This window comes from uncultured Kushneria sp. (assembly GCF_947497025.1).
Classification (GTDB): Bacteria; Pseudomonadota; Gammaproteobacteria; order Pseudomonadales; family Halomonadaceae; genus Kushneria.
Map to the genome: position 1 here is coordinate 62,080 of NZ_CANMFC010000010.1, position 17,481 is coordinate 79,560.

The 17,481-nt window shown below is 61.0% G+C and carries 17 protein-coding genes and 3 tRNA genes; 6 read left to right on the top strand and 14 right to left on the bottom strand.

Going from position 1 to position 17,481, the window contains the following annotated elements; translation table 11 throughout:
• Positions 1-29 precede the first annotated feature (29 nt).
• From Q0931_RS15695 to Q0931_RS15720, 6 genes are all read right to left on the bottom strand, one after another.
• Positions 30-105, bottom strand: a tRNA-Thr gene (locus Q0931_RS15695).
• A gap of 26 nt (positions 106-131) precedes the next feature.
• Positions 132-206 (bottom strand) — tRNA-Gln (locus tag Q0931_RS15700).
• A gap of 5 nt (positions 207-211) precedes the next feature.
• Positions 212-287, bottom strand: a tRNA-Phe gene (locus Q0931_RS15705).
• A 73-nt stretch (positions 288-360) separates the two neighbouring features.
• The gene (locus tag Q0931_RS15710; RefSeq protein WP_299261940.1) at positions 361-633 is read right to left on the bottom strand and encodes an oxidative damage protection protein; all 273 of its coding nucleotides are present in this window, start codon (positions 631-633) and stop codon (positions 361-363) included.
• A gap of 22 nt (positions 634-655) precedes the next feature.
• Positions 656-1,744 carry an A/G-specific adenine glycosylase gene (gene mutY, locus Q0931_RS15715; protein ID WP_299261941.1) on the bottom strand — a complete coding sequence of 363 codons (1,089 nt, stop codon included), beginning with the start codon at positions 1,742-1,744 and terminating at the stop codon, positions 656-658.
• 78 nt (positions 1,745-1,822) lie between these two features.
• Positions 1,823-4,156 (bottom strand): AsmA family protein, encoded by a 2,334-nt coding sequence (locus tag Q0931_RS15720; RefSeq protein ID WP_299261942.1) that lies wholly within the window; start codon positions 4,154-4,156, stop codon positions 1,823-1,825.
• A 261-nt stretch (positions 4,157-4,417) separates the two neighbouring features.
• Here Q0931_RS15720 and hisB point away from each other — a divergent pair, with 261 nt between their 5' ends.
• From hisB to hisF, 4 genes are read left to right on the top strand one after another with little or no spacing between them, the layout of a single operon-like run.
• On the top strand, positions 4,418-5,017 hold the full coding sequence (hisB, locus tag Q0931_RS15725) for an imidazoleglycerol-phosphate dehydratase HisB (RefSeq protein ID WP_299261943.1): 600 nt from the start codon (positions 4,418-4,420) through the stop codon (positions 5,015-5,017).
• Between the two features lie 51 nt (positions 5,018-5,068).
• Positions 5,069-5,713: an imidazole glycerol phosphate synthase subunit HisH gene (hisH, locus tag Q0931_RS15730; protein WP_299261944.1), complete on the top strand. Its 645-nt coding sequence runs from the start codon at positions 5,069-5,071 to the stop codon at positions 5,711-5,713.
• Between the two features lie 45 nt (positions 5,714-5,758).
• Positions 5,759-6,508 (top strand): 1-(5-phosphoribosyl)-5-[(5-phosphoribosylamino)methylideneamino]imidazole-4-carboxamide isomerase, encoded by a 750-nt coding sequence (gene hisA, locus Q0931_RS15735; RefSeq protein WP_299261945.1) that lies wholly within the window; start codon positions 5,759-5,761, stop codon positions 6,506-6,508.
• A gap of 16 nt (positions 6,509-6,524) precedes the next feature.
• On the top strand, positions 6,525-7,298 hold the full coding sequence (hisF, locus tag Q0931_RS15740; protein WP_299261946.1) for an imidazole glycerol phosphate synthase subunit HisF: 774 nt from the start codon (positions 6,525-6,527) through the stop codon (positions 7,296-7,298).
• A 48-nt stretch (positions 7,299-7,346) separates the two neighbouring features.
• Here hisF and Q0931_RS15745 read toward each other — a convergent pair whose 3' ends face one another.
• Together Q0931_RS15745 and Q0931_RS15750 are read right to left on the bottom strand one after the other, a co-directional pair.
• Entirely contained in the window at positions 7,347-7,961 is a 615-nt protein-coding gene (locus Q0931_RS15745) for a DUF416 family protein (protein WP_366941629.1), read from the bottom strand.
• Between the two features lie 69 nt (positions 7,962-8,030).
• Positions 8,031-8,324 (bottom strand): MGMT family protein, encoded by a 294-nt coding sequence (locus Q0931_RS15750; protein WP_299261947.1) that lies wholly within the window; start codon positions 8,322-8,324, stop codon positions 8,031-8,033.
• Positions 8,325-8,397: 73 nt separating this feature from the next.
• On the opposite strand from Q0931_RS15750, the gene Q0931_RS15755 reads away from it, so the two are divergent.
• Entirely contained in the window at positions 8,398-9,072 is a 675-nt protein-coding gene (locus tag Q0931_RS15755) for a type 1 glutamine amidotransferase (RefSeq protein ID WP_299261948.1), read from the top strand.
• Positions 9,073-9,098: 26 nt separating this feature from the next.
• On the opposite strand, the gene mnmH is transcribed toward Q0931_RS15755, so the two are convergent.
• From mnmH to Q0931_RS15785, 6 genes are all read right to left on the bottom strand, one after another.
• Positions 9,099-10,220 (bottom strand): tRNA 2-selenouridine(34) synthase MnmH, encoded by a 1,122-nt coding sequence (gene mnmH / locus Q0931_RS15760; RefSeq protein WP_299261949.1) that lies wholly within the window; start codon positions 10,218-10,220, stop codon positions 9,099-9,101.
• Positions 10,207-11,244 (bottom strand): selenide, water dikinase SelD, encoded by a 1,038-nt coding sequence (gene selD / locus Q0931_RS15765; protein WP_299261950.1) that lies wholly within the window; start codon positions 11,242-11,244, stop codon positions 10,207-10,209. The genes mnmH and selD overlap by 14 nt, the downstream gene beginning before the upstream one ends.
• A gap of 101 nt (positions 11,245-11,345) precedes the next feature.
• Positions 11,346-12,722, bottom strand: a complete 1,377-nt coding sequence (gene radA / locus Q0931_RS15770; protein WP_299261951.1) for a DNA repair protein RadA — start codon at positions 12,720-12,722, stop codon at positions 11,346-11,348.
• A 97-nt stretch (positions 12,723-12,819) separates the two neighbouring features.
• Positions 12,820-13,302 (bottom strand): copper resistance protein NlpE N-terminal domain-containing protein, encoded by a 483-nt coding sequence (locus tag Q0931_RS15775; RefSeq protein WP_299261952.1) that lies wholly within the window; start codon positions 13,300-13,302, stop codon positions 12,820-12,822.
• 127 nt (positions 13,303-13,429) lie between these two features.
• Positions 13,430-14,539 (bottom strand): alkene reductase, encoded by a 1,110-nt coding sequence (locus Q0931_RS15780; protein ID WP_299261953.1) that lies wholly within the window; start codon positions 14,537-14,539, stop codon positions 13,430-13,432.
• Between the two features lie 121 nt (positions 14,540-14,660).
• The gene (locus Q0931_RS15785) at positions 14,661-16,274 is read right to left on the bottom strand and encodes a sulfatase-like hydrolase/transferase (protein ID WP_299261954.1); all 1,614 of its coding nucleotides are present in this window, start codon (positions 16,272-16,274) and stop codon (positions 14,661-14,663) included.
• Positions 16,275-16,402: 128 nt separating this feature from the next.
• Here Q0931_RS15785 and hisC point away from each other — a divergent pair, with 128 nt between their 5' ends.
• Positions 16,403-17,470 carry a histidinol-phosphate transaminase gene (gene hisC, locus Q0931_RS15790; protein ID WP_299261955.1) on the top strand — a complete coding sequence of 356 codons (1,068 nt, stop codon included), beginning with the start codon at positions 16,403-16,405 and terminating at the stop codon, positions 17,468-17,470.
• Positions 17,471-17,481 lie beyond the last annotated feature (11 nt).

Here is a 17,481-nt window from a genome sequence, read left to right on the forward strand (position 1 = left end):
TTCGAGATTGCCTTTAAAGCAATTCGAAATGGTGCCGGCTGAAGGAGTCGAACCCTCGACCTACTGATTACAAGTCAGTTGCTCTACCAACTGAGCTAAGCCGGCATATTCAGAATGCATGCAGACTGAAATGGCTGGGGTACCAGGACTCGAACCTGGGAATGCCGATACCAAAAACCGGTGCCTTACCACTTGGCTATACCCCAGCAGATGGTGGCCAGAGACGGAATCGAACCGCCGACACGGGGATTTTCAATCCCCTGCTCTACCGACTGAGCTATCTGGCCGCTGCCAACGGCTGCGTATTAAATCGAAAACCTCTTCTCGGGTCAACACCTTTCTCAACATTATTTCAAAAACTTATTGAGAGGGCGGCACGTAGCCTTCAGCGCTGTCGGTTTGTTCGTTGTTGAAAAATTGCGTCATCTGCATCATCAGATAATCGCGGGTCTCTGGATCGAGCATGTTGAGACGCTTTTCATTGATCAGCCGCGTCTGCAGCGCCTGCCACTCCTCCCAGGCCTGTCTGGACACATTGTCATAGATGTCCTGACCTTTGGCACCCGGCAGGGGCGGCATCTGTAGTCCTTCCATGTCCTGCTGATACTTGCGGCAAAATACCGTACGAGTCATTGAAATACCTTTTTAAACGCTCTCAAAGGAGCGTGGATGATGACAGGGATTCAAGCAACGCCTTGACCGGTGCTGCCAGCCCTATGCTGTCAGGTTGATCCGGATCATACCATCGCCGCCTGGCTACAGCGGGGTAGCCACCGCTGCCGGACAGATGCGCCTGAACCGGCGTGATCTCAAGTCGAAAGTGGGTAAAGACATGCGTAAAGCACGGCCATTGCCCCTGCATCTCGCTACCGGGCATCTCCCGGGCCAGCCAGGCCTGCAGTGCGTCATGATCATCAAACTGCGGCATCCCCCACAGGCCACCCCATAAACCGCTGGAAGGACGCTGCTCCAGCAGTACATGCCCACGTTCATCACGCAGCATCAGCATCACTGTCTGACGAACGGGCTTTTCCTTTTTCGGCTTCGACTCGGGAAAGCGGTGCTCCTCTCCCCTGGCATGGGCCACGCAATCGGCTTCAAAGGGGCACAGGAGACAGCTGGGACGGCGCCGAGTGCAGAGGGTAGCCCCCATGTCCATCATTGCCTGTGTGAAGTCAGCACAGCGCCACTGCGGTGTATAATGCTCGGCCAGCTGCCAGAGCCTTCGTTCCACTTGCGGCCGACCGGGCCAGCCCTCGACACCATGCAGGCGCGTCAGTACCCGCTTGACGTTGCCATCCAGAATGGGGGCCCGCTTGCCGGTGGCCTGCGCAATGATGGCACCGGCCGTCGAGCGGCCGATACCCGGCAGCGCACTCAACGTCTCGACGCTTTCGACCGGAAACTCGCCGCCATGCTCATGCACGACACATTTTGCGGCGCGGTGCAGATTTCTGGCACGGGCGTAGTATCCCAGCCCCGTCCAGAGATGCAGTACCTCATCCTGCTCGGCCGCCGCCAGCGCCTCGACATCCGGAAAGCGCTGCATGAAGCGCTCGAAATAGCCGATGACGGTGGCCACCTGGGTCTGCTGCAGCATGATCTCTGACACCCAGACGCGGTAAGGGCTTCTGTCCTGCTGCCAGGGCAGATGGGTACGGCCATACTGATCAAACCAGCCCAGCAACCGGGTGCGAAAATATTCGGCATCCAGCGGCTGCAGGGCCTCGATAAAAGTACTCACGAATTGGCTCTCGCCCGGATATGAAACTCGGAAAGTGCCGGCGCCCTGATCAATCGGGACGCCGGCCATATGACGTGATTACTGGAACAGCCCCTTGATGGCATTTTTCAGATTGTTGCCGGAATCCTCGCCCAGCTTTTCCTCGATGCGCTGCCCCAGTTTACCATCCAGCTGACGGTCCAGATGCTCGCGCAGCGTCTGCTGCCCTTCGCTGGCAGCGGTCTTTTGCAGGATGGCGCGAAAGGCGTCGGTATCGAAGCGACACCACTTGGCCGGAGCCTCCTTTAGATCCCCCGAACAGTGCAGCGGCAGCTGTATGCGGCTCAGCGTCGCGCTGACCGGGCACCCCTGGGTGTCGGCGGTATTGACCAGCCGAGCGGCCAGCGCCATGTCCAGATTCTGCGCCTTCAGGTCTACCTGACCGCTGCCGGCAATATCAATCCCTGGCAGGGCCACTTTCAGGTCATCATTTTGAATGACACCGTCGACAATATCGAAGCTGGCGGCGAACTGATCGAACTCGGTATCGCTGCCCCACTCGTGCGAGGTGCTGTTGCCCTGCAGCATGGCAGCCGTAGTACACAGCTGACCCGGTAGATTGATGCCCAGCATGGCGCCATCAGTAATCTCGAACGCTGCCTTGCCATCAAGATGGGCCAGCAGAGAATTATCTTCTCCAGGCGTAGAGGACAGCGCCGCCTGGGCATTGAGCGTACCGCGGAAAAGGTCATCACGGCCCAGCGCGTCACTCAGCAAAGGTTGCAGCGCCACACCGGTCAACCGCGGCTCAAGCGACAGTGACACCGGGGATGCTGCAACATCCATGGCGCCACTGGTCTTGAGCGTGCCCTCATAAAGATCGGCGTCAAGCTCCGAGAGACGGTAACGCCCATCACTACCCTGAGCCTGCAGCGACACATTCTCAAGCTGGAGATCACGTGCCTTGAGCGCCTCGAGACGTAGATTCAAAGCAAGATCCAGCGAGCGGGCCAGCGTCCAGGCTCCTTCACCAGAGGCGTTTTCAGTGCCTGTGGTTGGCGCTGCTTCGCTGCCTCTGGGCTGTGGCGCACTGTTGGCCTGAGACACTTGCGTGGCTTTCGGTGGCAGATAGCGATCAAGATCCAGCGAATCACTCGAGAGATCAGCATGCAGATGAGGAGAATCAAGTCCCAGCGATGCCGTCCCTTTGAGGGTCGTGTCATCAATATGGATGGCCAGGTCCGCAAACCGCGCTGAATGTGTATCACCCTCAATTCGCGAAGAGACGCCCACCCGCTGAAACGCTTGAGCATCTGCAGTGGCCGGCAGTTTTCCCAGCCGCTCCAGCCAGCTGCGAAGATCAGCCGGCGCCATATCGACCTGCCCCTGCCAGCGCAGATCATCCTGCAGGTTGCGGGCCTCCCCGCTGCCGGTCAGGCGCAGCCACTGGCCGCTTGTGAGCGCAAACGACGTCAGGGTCGCATGATCGTCCGCCAGCGATACCTCACCACTGGCCTCGCCGCCCAGTGGCAGGGCGTGCTCACCCAACGACGGCACGTGGAAGGTGGCATCGAATGCCGCATCGTCGAAGGTATAAAGCTGCCGGGGCAGATCCGCGGCAAGTTTTGACGCATTGACGGTGAAGCTCTGATCGTGAGCGTCATCCAGTGTCGACAGGTGTACTGACCCTTTCAGGGCCAGGCCACTGAGGGTATAAACAGCGCTATTCAGATCAAGACTGGCCTGACTTTTCAGACTGACACTGCCCGCCACTTCGGGCTGGGAGCTTTTCAGGTCAAAGGACAACTCCAGCGGAAAGGCACCGCCGGAGGTGACGTTGGAGGCCAGCAGGGCGAGCGAGGACAGCGTGATGTCACGATCGTACTGATGATCCTCAAAATGCACCTGACCATCACTGACCTGGATGCTGGCGATATCCATGGCCAGAGGCCGATCACCGGCGGTCGTGACGCGCTGCGGGCGCCGAGAGGGCGAGGCTGGCGGGGCATCGTCCTGACGCGCGGCGGTATCGATCAACGTCTCCCAGTTACCCCGCCCCTGCTCGTCACGTTCAAGATTGAGACGAAGACCGTCGAGCGTGAAACCGTCGACTTCGATATTGCCACTTAACAGCGGGGCAAAGCGCAGACGCGCCTCGGCCTGTCTGAACGCTGCAAAGGGCGCCTCTCCTTCATTCTGGTCGGGAAGACGTGCCGAGGCGTCTTCAACGGTGATGCCGATGCGTGGATAAAACGTCCAGGACAGCGGGCCATTCAGGGACAACTCAAGCCCCGTGTGCTCACGTACGGCATCGGCAAGCCTTGGCTTGAGGTCGTTGGGATCGAGAAAGGTCGTCGCATAAATGACCACGGCCACGGCCAGCAGTCCCAGCACCCCCATCGCCGCCAGCACTATCCTGAACAACGCTTTCATTGAACACTCTCCCAAAGGCCCTTTACCACCCACCTCATCGACAGGCTCCGCCATCATGGCAGAAACCCGCCCATCGGTTGCAGGCGTTAGTGTAGCGGATGGTCACTGCCCTTCTCTATAATGGCGCGTCGGCGCAAGCGCTCGGGCGTACGGCAACAACCTTTCAGTCCATCGAGCCGCGCGGGCGTGATCCGCTTTTGATATCGTTGTGATCCATTACGCCTTGGCAAGGCGATGATCTTCTTTTTGCAGGGAGCCTTCATGACCCAGTCGCCGCGATGCGCCAGTATTTCACGTCATACCAGCGAAACGCGCATCAGCGTCTCGCTCGATCTTGACGGCCAGGGGGAGCTCAAGGCCGATACCGGCGTGCCCTTTTTCGAGCATATGCTCGATCAGATAGCACGCCATGGCATGATCGATCTAACCATCGATGCCGACGGCGATCGTCATATCGACGATCATCATACGGTCGAGGATACCGGCATTACTCTGGGCCAGGCCTTTGCCGAGGCGCTGGGCGACAAGCGTGGCATCCATCGCTATGGTCACGCCTATGTCCCCCTGGATGAGGCACTCTCACGCGTGGTGATCGATTTTTCCGGCCGCCCGGGGCTTTTCATGAATGCCAGGTTCACGCGCGCGACCATCGGCGCCTTCGAGACCCAGCTGGTGTCCGAATTCTTCCAGGGATTCGCCAGCCATGCCCGTGCGACCGTCCATATCGACAACCTGAAGGGCGACAACGCCCACCATCAGGTCGAAACCATCTTCAAGGCCTTTGGTCGCGCCCTGCGCATGGCCGTCTCTCCGGATGAGCGCATGGTGGGCCGTATCGCCTCGACCAAGGGCAGCCTGTAATCCAACACCATCCGATCGGCGTGATGCCGGTTGGCAAGGAGTGTGTTCAGCATGACGATTGCCATCATCGATTACGGCATGGGTAACTTGCATTCGGTGGCCAAGGCCATTGAGCACGTCAGCCCGGATGAACGCGTCACCATCACGCGGGATGCTCGTGCGATCAAGGGGGCCTCGCGCGTAGTTCTGCCAGGCCAGGGCGCCATTCGTGACTGCATGGGCGAGCTTGAGCGTACCGAGCTGACCGGCCTGGTCAAGGAGCTCCTGAAAGATGCCAGCAAGCCCTTGCTGGGCATCTGTGTCGGCCAGCAGATGCTGATGGACAAAAGCGAGGAAAATGGCGGCGTGCGCTGTCTTGGCTACATGCCAGGGCGGGTCACGCGCTTTAACGACACGGCCCTCGACGAGCAGGGCCAGCGGCTCAAAGTGCCGCACATGGGGTGGAACCGCGCTCACCAGCACCACATGCACCCGCTGTGGGAAGGCATCCTGACCGGCGAGCGGTTCTACTTTGTGCACAGCTATTTCGTTCAGGCCGATGACGATGCCCACGCGATGGGCTACATCGACTATGCCGGCAGTCGCGCTCATGTGGCCACCGGCCGCGACGCTGTCTTTGCCGTACAGTTTCATCCGGAAAAAAGTGCCGAGGCCGGTCTCAGACTGCTGGCAAACTTTGTGGCCTGGTCGCCCTGACTTTCCCGCGCCCAGGACATTTCACGACAAGGATAAGGAATCCCCATGCTGGTCATCCCCGCCATCGACCTGAAAGACGGTCAGTGTGTTCGCCTCAAGCAGGGCCGTATGGAAGACTCGACCACCTACGGTGAAGACCCGGTGGCCATGGCACAGCGCTGGGTGGATGCTGGCGCGCGGCGCCTGCACCTGGTCGATCTCAACGGGGCCTTCGAAGGCCGCCCGGTCAACGAAGAAGCGGTCAGGGCCATTGCGGCCCGCTTTCCGGACCTGCCCATTCAGATTGGTGGCGGCATCCGCACCCGAGAGGTGATCCAGAGCTATCTCGATGCTGGCGTCAGCTGGGTCATCATCGGCACCCAGGCCGTGCGCGATCCGGACTTTGTCCGCCAGATGTGTCGCGAATTTCCCGGCCATATCATGGTCGGCCTTGATGCACGGGATGGCTATGTGGCCACCGACGGCTGGGCAGAAGTCTCTACCATGCGTGCAGTGGATCTGGCTCGTCATTTCGCGGAAGATGGCGTCAGTGCGATTATTTATACCGACATTTCGCGCGATGGCATGATGAATGGCGTCAACGTTGAATCAACCGTCGAGATGGCCAGCCATGGCGGCGTGCCGGTGATCGCCTCCGGTGGCGTGACCGATATCGAAGACGTTCAGAAGCTGGCGGATGTCTCGGCGGCCGGCATTGTCGGCGCCATTACCGGACGGGCCATTTACGAAGGCCGGCTTGATCTGGCCGAGGCCCAGACCCTGTGTGACACCATCGAATCACAGCAGCGCGGCTGACCGCCCGGAGAAGGACATGACACTGGCAAAACGCATCATCCCCTGTCTGGACGTGGATCGTGGCCGTGTGGTCAAGGGCGTCAACTTTCTGGGCATCCGGGATGCCGGCGACCCGGTCGAGGTGGCACGGCGCTACAACGAGCAGAATGCCGACGAGATCACCTTTTTGGACATTACCGCCAGCCATGAAGCACGCGGCACCACGCTGGATATGGTCAGCCGGATTGCCGGCGAAGTCTTCATCCCGCTGACCGTCGGTGGCGGTATTCGCAGCTGCGACAATATTCGCGCCCTGCTCAATGCCGGTGCCGACAAGGTCTCGATCAATACGGCCGCCGTCACCGACCCCGACTTTGTGTATGAGGCCGCCGAGCGTTTTGGTAGCCAGTGCATTGTCGTGGCCATCGATGCCAAGCGGGTCAGCGAGGAGGGCGAGCCGCCCCGCTGGGAGATCTTCACCCATGGCGGGCGCAAGCCGACCGGGCTCGATGCCGTGACGTGGTCACGCAAAATGGTGGAATACGGCGCCGGCGAGCTGCTGGTGACCAGCATGGACCGTGATGGTACCCGGGAAGGCTTTGATCTGGGCGTCACCCGTGCCATCAGCGACGCGGTCTCGGTGCCGGTGATCGCCTCGGGCGGGGTCGGCAATCTGGATCATCTGGTGGCCGGGGTGAAGGAAGGCGGCGCCGATGCCGTGCTGGCCGCCAGTATCTTTCACTTCGGTGAGTACACCATCGAACAGGCCAAGCAGTACATGGCCGACCATGGCATTGAAATGCGCCTTTGAGCCTGGCGGACCTGCGGCGTCGACGCTCGACGCCGCAGGCCCTGGCGGTCAATCGTCGGTCTGGTCTGCCGTCAGCCCCAGATTGCTGAACCCCTCGTTTTTCCCCAGCGCCCGAAGTTCGCGAAGCCCTTCGCGGTCCAGCGTCTGTGTTTCGACGGCTTCCAGCACCGCCAGCTGAAATGACCGCTCATCGCTCATCAATTCGTGCCCATCAATCAGCGCCTCGCGTTCGGCATCATCATGAATGTCGTCACCGGCACTCATCTCGATAAAGCGCTCGATGCCGCCAATGGACAATCGACTGACATCGACCGGCGCCTCGCCTGCCGGACCTGACAGCACATCCACACAGGCAGACAGGGCCAGGGTGAGATCGCGAGCAATGCGTGCTCCGAAGCTGTCATCCGCCTCTGGTGGCTCACAGGCCACGAGCTTCTCGCCCTGGCGCTCGAAATCGATGCGGGCATCACGCACGCCCAGACTTTCCCATATCAGCGCCAGAAGACTGGTCACGCCATGGGCATCTCCTGCCTCGCCAATCTCGGCATAGAGACGGTAATTGGGCATCAGCCGCTCGCTCAGTGTCGCCATGAACGCCAGTGCCTGACGTGGTGACAGCGCCCTCAGACGCTTTTCAAAACCCGGTGCGATCATGGTGGGCATCGCTGGTTCTCCCTGTCCGGAATCAATCATGCCGAGGTTGTGACAACCCGGCGGTGTAATACCCTGCCATCAGGGCCAGAAAAAACGCTCCGGGATACGCCCGCGGGCATCGAACATGACGCCTTCGGAGCTCAGCAGTTCGCGCTGCACGCGGGCGCCCTCATGATCGGCAAGTCGGCCACCGGCGGCCACAACGCGATGCCAGGGCAGCGTATGCCCTTCCGGCAGCAGACGCAGCAGCGCCCCGATCGAGCGCGGCGTGGCGCCCTCCGTCATTTTGGCGATCGCGCCATAGGTGGTCACCCGCCCTTCGGGAATGCGGGCAATAATGGTGGTGGCCTGCTCACGTACCTCGTTACGCATGGGACTTCCCGGTACTTGTCCATATCGGTGTATGCTGAGTGATCAAATTATCGTTATCCATCATGGCCCTATCATGCATATCTATTTTTTACAGCATGCGCCTCATTTCGGACCGGCCCGACTGGCGGACTGGCTGACCAGCATGGGCCACAGTTTCAACGTCTGTCGCCTTTATGCCGACGAAGTGCCGCCCCGCCCCGGCGACTTCGACGCCCTGATCGTGCTGGGCGGCCCGGAACAGATCGTGGCACACGGCTGGACCAAACGTGAACAGCATCTTCTTGAGCGCACGCTCAAAAGCTCAAAGCCGATCATGGGGCTGGGCTATGGTGCCGAGCTGATCGCCGAGGCGCTGGGCGCTATCGTGTCGCTCAATACGCACGGTGAGTTTGGCTGGCACGCCGTCCGCGGCAATGAGGACGGCGACCTTGACTTGCCCGGGCGCTTTGACGCCTTTCTCTGGCATCGGCGTATCTTCGGGCTACCGGAAGGCGCCATCTCGATCGGTGCCAGCGAGGCCAGCCCCCTGCAGGGATTTACCTGGGACGGCGCCCGGGTGGTGGCCATGCATTGCCACCTGGAAGCCACGCAGGACTGGGCTCGAGAGCTCGCCGAGCGCGAGTCCCGGAGTCTGGCGACGCCCGGGCCATGGGTGCAGTCGCGCGACGAGATGTTCGAGGACAGTCGCCGCTTTGCGCAGCAGGCTGCCGTGCTCGACCGGGTCATGATCGACTGGCTGCGCCTTTAGCCCTGGCGAATTCGCACGTCAAACGCTTACTCACCATCGCCACTGCGGCGCTGCTGATCGACGGCCTCTCGCACGAACGCCAGCACCTCCTGCCACGTTCCGGTAAACGCCGGGGCCTGTTCACTCTGTCGTAGCTGATAGTGATACATGGGGTCGTAGTATTCACTCAGAAGCGGAGACAGCCAGCCATCATGGGCCTGGCTGTCATCCGTGGTGACGTGGGCTTCAAAGGCCTGCTGCTGCAGTTGTAAAAGACGCTCAAGACGCGCACTGCCCAGCCGCTTCTTGAGACGCACCAGCGCACTGACCAGCTGGCGACGCATCAGCGACCAGCCCAACCACGGACCATAGGACTGTCGATACTGTATCCAGAGATCGTCGATATAGTCACGACGGATCTGAGCCAGTCGCCATTCCAGCGGCATCTCGATCAGTACCCGGGGGGCAGCGCAGAGTCCCTGCCAGAGGGGCAGCGGGATCTCGACGCTGCCGATACGCCGGGACTCGTCTTCAAAGACATGGGGCGCCCGACGACCGGCCAGATCCATCGCCAGTGCGTGTTCAAAATTGATCTGCGTCGGCGGCTGCCCCGGCTGGCGGCCAAAGCTCGACCCCTTGTGGCGCGCATGCCCCTCCAGATCGATACCGCTATCCAGCGCCTTGATCATGTCGGTCTTGGCGCAGCCGGTCAGCCCGGCAATCACCAGTGACGGCGCGCTGGCCGCCTGCTCGGTCACCGACATCAGCGTTCGCCGCGCGGCCTTGAACCCGCCCTTGAGACGCGCCACCTCGAGCCCTTCCTCCGCCAGCCAGCGCTGGGCAATGCCCGAGCGCTGGCCACCACGCGCACAGTAGATCAGCGCATCGGGGTGGCGGGCCAGAACCTCTTTCCAGGCGGCAACACGGCTCTCGCGCAGGGCACCACTGACCAGCTGATGACCCAGCCGGAGGGCGGCATCACTGCCCTTTTGCCGGTAGCAGGTGCCGACCCGGGCCCGCTCATCGTCATCCATCAGCGGCAGGTTGATGGCGCCGGGCAGCGCCCCCTGGGCAAACTCGACCGGGGCGCGTACATCAATCAGCAGCGATGCATCTTTCAACTGATCAAGCGTTGGAACAAGCTGATCACCCTGTTTATTGCTGGACATGGAAGACCGCTTCGCCCTCTCGCGTGACACATTCCCCAAAGGCCTCAAGCGTCAGGCCATGCTCACGGCCAATGCGCTCGACATCATCTTCATAGGCCGGATCGACGGCCAGCACCAGGCCGCCGGACGTCTGCGGATCACACAGCCACTGCCAGTGATAGTCATCCATGGCCGGCATCAGCTTGCCCATGGCATGGTGATTACGCTCCGTACCGCCGGGCACCGCGCCCTGGCGAAGATAGCCATCTGCCTCGGGAATACGCGGCAGGCGCCTGAAATCGATCCGGGCGGCCACATTACTGGCCGTACAGATTTCACCCAGATGTCCGGCCAGGCCAAAACCTGTCACGTCAGTCATGGCATGCACGCCCGACACGGTCGCCAGTTTCTGCCCGATGACATTGGTGCGCAGCATGATATCTCGTGCCAGCCCGTGGTGTTCCGGCGCCAGCAGCCCCCGCTTTTCGGCCGTGGTCAGTATGCCCACGCCCAGCGGCTTGGTCAGATAAAGACGGTCGCCGGGCCGGGCACCATTGTTGCGTTTTAAATGCTCAAGCGGGACCAGTCCGTTAACGGCCAGACCGAAGATGGGCTCCGGAGCATCAATGGAATGCCCACCGGCCAGCACCAGCCCAAGCTCGCGGCATACCGACTGGGCACCGGCCAGCACCTCACCGGCAATCTTTGGAGAGAGCTTGTCAATCGGCCACCCCAGAATGCCCAGCGCCATGATCGGACGGCCACCCATGGCAAAGACATCGCTGATGGCATTGGTCGCGGCAATGCGCCCAAAATCAAAGGGGTCATCCACGATCGGCATGAAAAAGTCGGTCGTGGCGATCAGCCCCTGACCATCGCCCAGATCATAGACGGCGGCATCTTCCCGGTCCTGATTGCCGACGATCAGCTTGTCACTAAAAGCACCGGGGCCTGCATTTTTCAGCATCGAATCCAGCACATCCGGTGCAATCTTGCAGCCACAGCCGGCCCCGTGACTGTATTGGGTAAGGCGAATCTGTGTCATGAGCGGTCCCTTTTTTGATCTGCAGTATACGCGATGGTGTCCACCTGCACTGTGGCACCGCCGCCGGCGTCTCGGCCAGTCATCACGTTCATCCGATCCGGTTAGATGGCCTCCAGCGCTTCGGAGAGCCGGTCGACGGCAATCACTTCCATGCCGGCCGGCGATTTTTTGGGCGCATTGCCGCGTGGCACAATGGCCCGGGTAAACCCGTGCTTGGAGGCTTCGACAATACGCTCCTGCCCGCTGGGCACCGGACGAATCTCGCCAGAGAGACCGACCTCCCCGAACACGACCAGTTCGCGCGGCAGCGAGCGGTTCTGCAGACTCGAGACCACGGCCAGCAGTACGGCCAAGTCGGCACTGGTCTCCAGCACCTTCATACCGCCGACCACGTTGACGAAGACATCCTGATCGCCGGTAAAAAGACCCCCGTGGCGGTGCAGCACCGCCAGTAACATGGCCAGGCGCTGGGCATCAAAGCCAACGGCCACACGTCGCGGGTTGCCCAGTGCCGACTCATCCAGCAGCGCCTGAACCTCCACCAGCAGCGGCCGGGTCCCTTCCCAGACCACCATGACCAGACTGCCGGGCGCCATCTCTTCTGCGCGGGAAAGAAAGATCGCGCTGGGGTTTTTCACCTCCCGCAGCCCCTGCTCCAGCATGGCGAAAACGCCCAGCTCGTTGACCGCGCCAAAGCGGTTCTTTTGCCCGCGCAAGGTACGAAAACGCGAATCGGAGCTGCCTTCGAGCAACAGCGAGGCATCGATCATGTGTTCCAGCACGCGCGGCCCCGCCAGCGCGCCATCCTTGGTGACGTGTCCCACAAGCATCAATACCGTGCCGGTCTGCTTGGCAAAGCGGGTCAGGGCCGCAGCCGATTCCCGCACCTGTGCCACGCCGCCCGGGGCCGACGAGACGTCCTCCAGATGCATGGTCTGAATGGAATCGATGATCAGAACCGCCGGCTTTTCACGCTCGGCCATGCCCAGAATGGTTTCCACACTGGTTTCAGCCAGCATGGAAAGCCCCTGCGTGGGCAGCGATAAACGGTGGGCGCGCATGGCCACCTGCGACAGCGACTCCTCGCCGGTGACATAGACTACCCGGTGCTGCTGGGCAAGATGGCAGGCCGTCTGCAACAGCAGCGTGGACTTGCCGGCGCCCGGATCCCCGCCCAGCAAAATGGCGCCACCGGGCACCAGCCCCCCACCCAGTACGCGATCAAATTCATCATAAGTGGTCGAAAAGCGCGGCAGTTCGCTCAGATCGACCTTCGATAGATCTGTCAGCGCCACGCTGGCGCCACCGGCGTAGCCCTGGCGGGCGGTATTTCCTGTACTGCTGCCGGGACGGGAGGCACTCGAAAGGCGTATTTCCGTCAGCGTGTTCCATTCACGGCAGCTGCTGCACTGTCCCTGCCACTTGGAATACTCGGCACCGCATTCGGTGCACACAAATGCACTCTTGGCCTTTGCCATGCTGCCTGTCCGTCCTCTCTGATGATTTCAGACATGAAAAAGGGCGGCCTGGCGCCGCCCTCTATTGGAGACTGCCCAGCGGGCAGCACCTTCGATATTACTGCTGTCGGGTCAGACGAAGGGTCTGGCCGTTTTCGAAACGACGCAGCTGCGGATCCACCAGTTCAAGCGTAGAGTCGTTGACGCGCTCGAAATAGTAGACCTGACCTTCACCGGAAGGCGTCAGTTCGTACACGGTGGCCGACGGGTCATCCTGCATGCCGCTGATCACGTCCCAGTTGCCGCTGTAGGTTTCCGTCGGCGGATTCTGTGGATGGTTCTGGTACTGCGCTTCCAGTTCGAACGTACGAGCCTGCGGATCGGTGGCCTGCTCATCGCCCTGCAGATTGACCGTCAGTGCGATCCCGCTGCAGTTGCGACACGGCAGGGTGCCGGTGTAGGTTCGAGTGTCGCTCTGGGCCTGCGAGGACGAGGCCGTCGTGCCCGTGGCATCCGTACCCTGCTGCTCACCGCCAGTGCCGGCACAGCCTGCCAGTAGCGCCATCAGTGCCGAACCGGCCAGCAACGTTTTCATCTGCATGAAGCTTACTCCTGATGCCTGTTTTTTGGCCGCTCGAGCGACCGGTGCCCCCTAGCATAGCTGCTCGTCGGGGGCACCGGAAAGACACCAATGCAGATTAGAGTCACTACGGCAGGGTCAGCAGCCGTTAGCGCGCCTGATCGGCCAGGAAGGGATAATCGGTATAGCCCTTCTCATCGCCACCATAGAAGGTGTCAGGGTCAGGTTCGGCCAGCTCGGCACCGACACGAAAGCGCTCGGGCAGATCGGGGTTGGCAATGAAGGGCCGGCCGAAGACGGCCGCATCGCCGATACCACGCTCGATCAGGTCCACCTCGCCCTCTGCCGTATAGTGTCCGCAAAAGAGCAGGGCCCCGTTACGAAAGCGTGCCCGCAGAGCGCGACGGAAATCATCGGTCAGGTGGATGTCACCACCGGCCCAGTCGGGTTCATTGACATGCAGATAGGCCAGCTCACGGACATTGAGCTGATCGGCCAGATAAAAGGCCATCTGCTCGGACGCCTCGTCCTTGAGACCGAAGATTTCGATGAATGGCGAGATGCGAATGCCAACCCGGTCATAACCAAAGACGCTGGCAACCGCATCAACGATCTCAAGCACGACACGGGCGCGATTTTCGATCGATCCACCATAGCGGTCGGTGCGCTGATTGGAGCCGGTCGCCAGAAACTGCTGCAGCAGATAGGCATTGGCGGCATGGACTTCAATCATGTCAAAACCGGCACGGCGAGCGCGTACGGCGGCCAGACGATAATCTTCCACCAGATCGGGAATCTCTTCGGTTTCCAGCGCGCGCGGCGTGCTGGCATCTTCCCGGCCGGAGCTGCCGTCCTCGAACTCCACGAAAGCCTGAGCGCCTTCACCTCGCAGGGCACTGGGGGCGACCGGCTGCTGACCTTCAGGTTGAACACGCTCGTTGGAGACACGGCCCACATGCCAGAGCTGCAGTGCAATGCGCCCACCACGAGCATGTACGGCTTCTACCACCCCCTTCCAGCCGGCTTCCTGCTCATCGGTCCAGATCCCCGGGGTATAGACATAGCCTGCTGCGGTCGGCGAGATATTGGTGGCCTCGGCAATGATCAGCCCGGCACCGGCACGCTGACCGTAGTAGATTTCCTGCAGGCGCCCGGGAATGCGATCCGGTGTGCGCGCGCGTGTCAGCGGTGCCATGATGACCCGATTGGGGATTTCCAGTGAGCCCAGCTGAAGCGGTTCGAATAGAACATCGTGCATGGCGAGAACCTCCGTGTTCGGTGACTCGGTAAATGAAAAACAATCTGAGCCAGCCCACTACATGGAGACTGTTAGCCTGCTTATCAAGTCATCCGGGTGAAAATCGCTTTTGCCCCCCTGCTCAGGGTGAGCCAAAACCTTCAACCAGACGCTGGCGCAGGGCATCCATTCCCCAGTGAGCACTGTCCTGCCCTGGCAGCATGCCCGGGCGCCAGCCCCACCTGCCAAACTGATCCAGCACACGCGAATCCCAGGTCATGACATGTACCGGGACGTCCATGCTGGCACCCTCCCCGGTAATCAGGGAAGCCGGCTGATGATCCCCCATGGCGATCACGACCAGATGATCGTTACCGTAATGGGCCACAAAGGAAGCCAATGTCTCAAGGGCATAATCCACGGATTTGAGATACTGCGTACGCACGCGCTCACTATCCTGCCAGACCCTATCGGGCGAGTCGCCGGCATTGGCCCACTGATTGAAGATGCGACCGTCGCCGACCTGCGCCCAGTCCACCAGCGGTGGAATGGGCGTCCAGGGAGCATGACTGGTCAGCGTCGCGATTTCAGCCATGATGGGCGCTCGATGCCTGCGAGAAAGCTCCAGTTTCTGAAGCGCTGCGTAGGTGTACTGATCCGGCATGGTAATCCAGTTGAAGGGTTCGCCGGCATAACCGAGATTGCGGGCGTCGTAAACCTTGTCAAACTGGAAGTAGCGATTGGCCAGCCACTCGCGGGTCAAGGCCGGCTCGACCGCCATGGTTCGCCAGCCGGCGCGCTTGAAAAGGCGCGCCAGCGAGACCCGATCGGTCCCCATTAGCCAGTTGTAGCGCCGCTGCGAATTAATCCAGAGCCCCGACTGAAGCGTGGCATGGGCCAGCCAGCTCTGGCCACCGACCGTCGGCGAGGCAAGCCAGGCACTGCGGGCGCCAAACCCGGCCTGTCCAAGCTCGTTATCGATGGCGGCCATGCGTGAACGCATGACGCCGGCATAGCGCTCATCCTCAAGCGCCGTGCGCCCATAGGATTCTATAAAGACAAAGAGAACGTCATGCCCTTTCAGACCGGTAAAAAGATGCTCGGTGGGTGGTGTCTGCGCGACAGGATCCTGACGGGCATGCTCTTTCAGGTCGGCAAGATCGCGAAGATTCTGCCGCGACTGTATAACGTGTTCGACAATCAGGCGTGAGGATTTGGCGGGCCGAGGCGCGTCATCCCAGATAGACCCCACCACTGACACCAGCAGTAACCCTGACGCCATGCCCCAGAGCCACTTGCGCTGACCTGCCGGCCTGTCTGGCGCCGTCTGACGCGCCAGAAGCGACCACCCGGCGACCATGATGGCCAGTATCAAAAGCAGCGCCACGACGAGAGCAGCAGCCACCAGCCAGGCCTTGTCGGCGCCTACCGTGCCGCTGAAGACGTTCCACCCCGGCCCCAGCAGGCGCCAGTCCGATATGGGATCAAAGATTCGCCAATAGGCCTGAAGCGCCACCATGTCAGCCATTTTGAGCAGTGCCAGCAGGACAAGCACAATCGCCAACAATGGCGACAAAAGGCGTGTCACGCGGTGGGGAAGTCCCCACAGCGCCATCAACAGGAGCGGAAGCTCAAGTGGTGGCCACCACTCACTGACTCGGGCGAGCGCGCCGATCTGATTGGGGAGTGCCAGCACGAGATACCCCAGCAGGAAGGTGACTCCCATGGCACTGATGCGTTGGATACTTCCAGCCACCGGACAGCTCCTCGCCATTTCATGAAGTCCCCGAGATTAGCAGATCCCGGCACATGAACGAGGCTTGCGAATGACACGGGCAGGGGTCAACATGATTCCACCGTATTATCCCCTTGCAGAGAGCAGCGATGAGCACGTTCTGGAGCCCTGGAGTAGCAGCACTGACCCCTTATGTGCCCGGTGAACAGCCCCGGCAACGCATGATCAAGCTCAACACCAACGAGAACCCCTACCCGCCGTCCAGGGGCGTGGAAAACGTCCTTAGACATTTTCCCTGCGAGCAGCTGCGACGCTATCCTGACCCTGAATCGCTGGCGCTGCGCGATATGCTGGCGCGCACCTATAACGTCACGCGTGAACAGGTGTTCGTGGGGAATGGCTCTGATGAAGTGCTGGCCTTTGCCTTTCGCGCATTTTTCGTGCGTGACGGTGAGGCATTGGCCATACCGGAGTACACCTACAGCTTTTATCCGGTCTACTGCCAGCTTTACGGCATCGAACTACAAAAGATCGCCCTGAATGATCGGTGGGAAATACCGCTTGAGCATTTCCCCGAGAAGGGACATGCCGGCATCGCCTTTGCCAACCCGAATGCGCCGACAGGTCACGCGCATTTACGTCAGGACATCAAGGCACTGCTGGAACGCCAGCGCGAACGCGTGGTACTCATCGATGAGGCCTATCATGGCTTTGGCAGCGAAAGCGCCGTGCCGCTGGTGAATGATCACCCCAATCTGCTGGTGACAGGGACCTTCTCGAAATCCCGTAGCCTGGCCGGCATGCGGATCGGATTTGCCATAGGGTCAAGGGCACTGATCGAGGGCTTGGAGCGCATCAAGGACTCCTTCAACTCCTACCCCATCGACCCACTAGCCAGTGCAGTCGGCATCGCGGCACTAGAAGATACGCAACACTATGACGGGTGTTGCCGCGCCATTATGGCGACGCGTGAAGCGGCGGCCCAGGCGTTGAGGGATCTGGATATCGAAGTGCTGCCCTCACGGGCCAACTTTCTGTTTGCCCGACCCGCCCATCACGCGGCGGCCGAGGTCGCTGCCCGTCTGCGCGCTTCCGGCATCCTGGTACGTCACTTTGGCACGCCGGGACTTTCGGACTGGCTGCGCATCTCGATCGGCACCGAGGCAGAGATGGCCGCCCTGACCGAGGCGCTGACGGCCCTGCACGAGGGGCCCTGAGGCGAGACGCC

Bases quoted from the DNA above. Each gene is read 5' to 3' on its own strand.
- Q0931_RS15710 (WP_299261940.1), bottom strand. From the start codon at position 633: ATGACTCGTACGGTATTTTGCCGCAAGTATCAGCAGGACATGGAAGGA.
- Q0931_RS15720 (WP_299261942.1), bottom strand. From the start codon at position 4,156: ATGAAAGCGTTGTTCAGGATAGTGCTGGCGGCGATGGGGGTGCTGGGA.
- hisB (WP_299261943.1), top strand. From the start codon at position 4,418: ATGACCCAGTCGCCGCGATGCGCCAGTATTTCACGTCATACCAGCGAA.
- hisH (WP_299261944.1), top strand. From the start codon at position 5,069: ATGACGATTGCCATCATCGATTACGGCATGGGTAACTTGCATTCGGTG.
- hisA (WP_299261945.1), top strand. From the start codon at position 5,759: ATGCTGGTCATCCCCGCCATCGACCTGAAAGACGGTCAGTGTGTTCGC.
- hisF (WP_299261946.1), top strand. From the start codon at position 6,525: ATGACACTGGCAAAACGCATCATCCCCTGTCTGGACGTGGATCGTGGC.
- Q0931_RS15745 (WP_366941629.1), bottom strand. From the start codon at position 7,961: ATGCCCACCATGATCGCACCGGGTTTTGAAAAGCGTCTGAGGGCGCTG.
- Q0931_RS15750 (WP_299261947.1), bottom strand. From the start codon at position 8,324: ATGCGTAACGAGGTACGTGAGCAGGCCACCACCATTATTGCCCGCATT.
- Q0931_RS15755 (WP_299261948.1), top strand. From the start codon at position 8,398: ATGCATATCTATTTTTTACAGCATGCGCCTCATTTCGGACCGGCCCGA.
- mnmH (WP_299261949.1), bottom strand. From the start codon at position 10,220: ATGTCCAGCAATAAACAGGGTGATCAGCTTGTTCCAACGCTTGATCAG.
- selD (WP_299261950.1), bottom strand. From the start codon at position 11,244: ATGACACAGATTCGCCTTACCCAATACAGTCACGGGGCCGGCTGTGGC.
- radA (WP_299261951.1), bottom strand. From the start codon at position 12,722: ATGGCAAAGGCCAAGAGTGCATTTGTGTGCACCGAATGCGGTGCCGAG.
- Q0931_RS15775 (WP_299261952.1), bottom strand. From the start codon at position 13,302: ATGCAGATGAAAACGTTGCTGGCCGGTTCGGCACTGATGGCGCTACTG.
- Q0931_RS15780 (WP_299261953.1), bottom strand. From the start codon at position 14,539: ATGCACGATGTTCTATTCGAACCGCTTCAGCTGGGCTCACTGGAAATC.
- hisC (WP_299261955.1), top strand. From the start codon at position 16,403: ATGAGCACGTTCTGGAGCCCTGGAGTAGCAGCACTGACCCCTTATGTG.